Here is a 2776-nt window from a genome sequence, read left to right on the forward strand (position 1 = left end):
AAATGCGACCAATTCGCGACCCCTGCGACAAGCGCCTGCGACAAGCGGCCCCCAGATTATGGAGGACGCCGCAGCATCGGCGCCGTGTTTCAACGGGAGAGTATCATGAAAAAGTTCATCCTCAGCGCGCTTGCCGCCACCCTCGTCGCCAGCCCGCTGCTGGCCGCCGCTCCGGCCGAGGCGCAAGCGCGTCGCGAAGTCACCACCGTGCGCCAGAACAACAATGGCCGCACCGTCGTCACCAAGCGGACCACCGTCCGCCCGAACCAGTATCGCAATTTCCGCACCGGCCAGCGATTCGACCGCCGCTATGCGCAGAACTACCGGGTGATCACGACCTACCGCAACTATCGCCTCGCCGCGCCGCCGCGTGGCAGCCAGTGGGTCCGTTCGGGTCGTGACGCGCTGCTGGTCAACGGCCGCGGCAATGTGGTCCAGGTGCGGGGTGGTGCGTTCCGGTAATCGCGCCGTCAGGGTCGTAACCAACCTTGCCTTTCCCCGATAATCGGGTAAGGGCCATCGCAACCGGGGTGAGGGATTCGCGTCTCTCGCCCCGGTTTGCATTCTAGACGACAGCCGGAGGGGTGCACGCATGGGGCGTGTATCAGCGATCGGCCAAGACGAAGGACAAGACATGGCTCTTTACGAGCACGTGTTCCTTGCGCGCCAGGATCTGGCACAGGCGCAGGTGGACGCTCTGGCGGAAATCGCCACCAAGATCGTGAACGACAACGAAGGTCGGGTCGTAAAGACCGAGAACTGGGGCTTGCGTTCGCTGGCGTACAAGATCGCCAAGAACCGCAAGGCGCACTATGTGATGCTCGAGATCGATGCCCCGGGCAACGTGATCGCAGAGCTGGAGCGCCAGACGCAGATCAACGAAGACATCATCCGTTACATGACGGTCAAGGTCGACACGCTCGAAGAGGGCCCGACCGTGATGATGCGCAAGTCGGACCGCGACCGTGAGCGTCGTGGCGACCGCGAAGGTGGCCGTGAAGGCCGTCCTGACCGCGGCGATCGTCCGGACCGTGGTCCCCGTCGTGACCGCGAAGAGGGAGCTGAATAATCATGGCACGTCCATTCTTCCGCCGCCGCAAGAGCTGCCCGTTCTCTGCCAAAGACGCTCCCCGGATTGACTATAAGGACGTCCGGTTGCTGCAGGGCTTCGTGTCCGAGCGTGGCAAGATCGTCCCGTCGCGTATCACTTCGGTGGCCGCAAAGAAGCAGCGCGAACTGGCCCAGGCCATCAAGCGTGCGCGTCATCTGGGCCTGCTGCCCTACATCGTTAAGTAAGGAGCGCCCCCATGGACGTCATTCTGCTTGAGCGCGTCGAAAAGCTCGGCGCCATCGGCGACGTGGTGAAGGTCAAGGACGGCTATGCCCGTAACTTCCTTCTCCCGAACAAGAAGGCGCTTCGTTCGAACGAAGCCAACCGCAAGGTTTTCGAAGCGAACCGTGCGCGGATCGAGTCGGACAACGCATCGCGCCGTGCCGATGCCGAGACCGAAGCGAAGACCTTCACCGACGCGAGCGTGACCCTGATCCGTCAGGCGTCGAACACCGGTCAGCTCTACGGCTCGGTCGCGGTTCGCGATCTGGTCGATGCGCTGGTGGCCGATGGTCACAAGGTCGGCAAGTCGGCGATCGTGCTCGACAAGCCGATCAAGGCGATCGGCGTGTACACCGTCAAGGTTGCACTCCACCCCGAGGTGTCGGTGTCCGTCAAGGTCAACGTCGCCCGGTCGCCGGAAGAAGCCGAGATGCAGGCTCAGGGCGTCGACGTCATGTCGTCGATGTTCGAGCGTGACGAGGCTGGCTTCGTCGAGGATTACGATCCGAACGCAGAGCCCGGCGCGACCGCCGAAGCCCCGCGCGACCAGGAGGAAGAGGCACAGGGCTAACCCCCTCGCCTTTCCTGGCCAAATCGAAAAAGGCCCGTCCGGAGCGATCCGGGCGGGCCTTTTTCATGTCCGCGGCAGGAACGCCAGCGGCTCAGGGGCAGGTGACGCAGGCGCCGACCATCGCGGCGAGGGGGACGAGCGCGAAGATGACGGGGAGGATCTGTTTCATGGCCGGCGAACTCTATGAAAAGGGACGCGGCGATAATGCCCAAGGCCGGTGAAAGGTTGCGGGCAGATGAACCGCGCGGCGCGGCGAACCGGCGGCATTCCCCCCGCCCCCTGCTCCACCGCAGAAGACGCACATTCTGGCCAAAATCGATTGTCAGCGCGCGATTGTGATCGCTGAGTGCAGGTTCCAGTTTTTGGAAAGGTTAAGATAATGCGTACGAGTCTCCAGAAATATCCGACGGTTGCCCTCCTGCTGATCGGGTCGATCGGGCTGGGCGGTTGCGCCACCAAGGGCTTTGTCCGCGAGCAGATCGCGACCGTCAACACGCGCATCGACGGCATGGACGGCCGCCTGCGGACCGTCGAGGGCACGTCGGGCGAGGCGCTGACCCAAGCACAGGCCGCAGCCGGCCAGGCGCAGCAGAACGGCCAGCGGATCGACCAGATCAACGGTCGCGTCGACGGCATGGAGCAGAAGATGCAGCAGCAGATGCAGCAGCGCCAGCGCAAGCCGCGCGGCTGAGCCTGACCCTGCATCCATGCCAATACCCGGGACGGCTTTCGCCGCGCAGGATCGCAATCGTGAGAGGATCTTGCGCGTGAGAGGGCCGTTACCGGGACGGTACCGGGCGGCGGCGCTTGCCGGCCTGGCGCTGGCGCTCGTCGCCGCGCCGGTGCCGCTGGCGGCCGCTGCCGGCGCCAAG

Annotated in this window: 5 protein-coding genes; all 5 read left to right on the forward strand. The window is 64.4% G+C overall.

Features of this window, described 5'->3' with window-relative positions; all coding sequences use genetic code 11:
* Positions 1-105 precede the first annotated feature (105 nt).
* The 5 genes from sphsw_RS12010 to sphsw_RS12030 all read left to right on the forward strand — a co-directional run bounded on the left by sphsw_RS12010 (position 106) and on the right by sphsw_RS12030 (position 2595).
* Complete coding sequence (locus sphsw_RS12010) at positions 106-462, forward strand: RcnB family protein (protein ID WP_031440824.1); 357 nt, start codon at positions 106-108, stop codon at positions 460-462.
* Positions 463-634: 172 nt separating this feature from the next.
* Positions 635-1069 carry a 30S ribosomal protein S6 gene (gene rpsF / locus sphsw_RS12015; RefSeq protein ID WP_031393977.1) on the forward strand — a complete coding sequence of 145 codons (435 nt, stop codon included), beginning with the start codon at positions 635-637 and terminating at the stop codon, positions 1067-1069.
* A 2-nt stretch (positions 1070-1071) separates the two neighbouring features.
* Positions 1072-1296 (forward strand): 30S ribosomal protein S18, encoded by a 225-nt coding sequence (gene rpsR, locus sphsw_RS12020; RefSeq protein ID WP_031393978.1) that lies wholly within the window; start codon positions 1072-1074, stop codon positions 1294-1296.
* An 11-nt stretch (positions 1297-1307) separates the two neighbouring features.
* Complete coding sequence (gene rplI, locus sphsw_RS12025; protein WP_031440825.1) at positions 1308-1904, forward strand: 50S ribosomal protein L9; 597 nt, start codon at positions 1308-1310, stop codon at positions 1902-1904.
* A gap of 379 nt (positions 1905-2283) precedes the next feature.
* Complete coding sequence (locus sphsw_RS12030) at positions 2284-2595, forward strand: hypothetical protein (RefSeq protein ID WP_031393980.1); 312 nt, start codon at positions 2284-2286, stop codon at positions 2593-2595.
* The last annotated feature ends 181 nt before the right edge of the window (positions 2596-2776 follow it).

Source organism: Sphingomonas sp. FUKUSWIS1, assembly GCF_000733135.1.
In the GTDB taxonomy this organism is placed as follows: domain Bacteria; phylum Pseudomonadota; class Alphaproteobacteria; order Sphingomonadales; family Sphingomonadaceae; genus Sphingomonas; species Sphingomonas aerolata.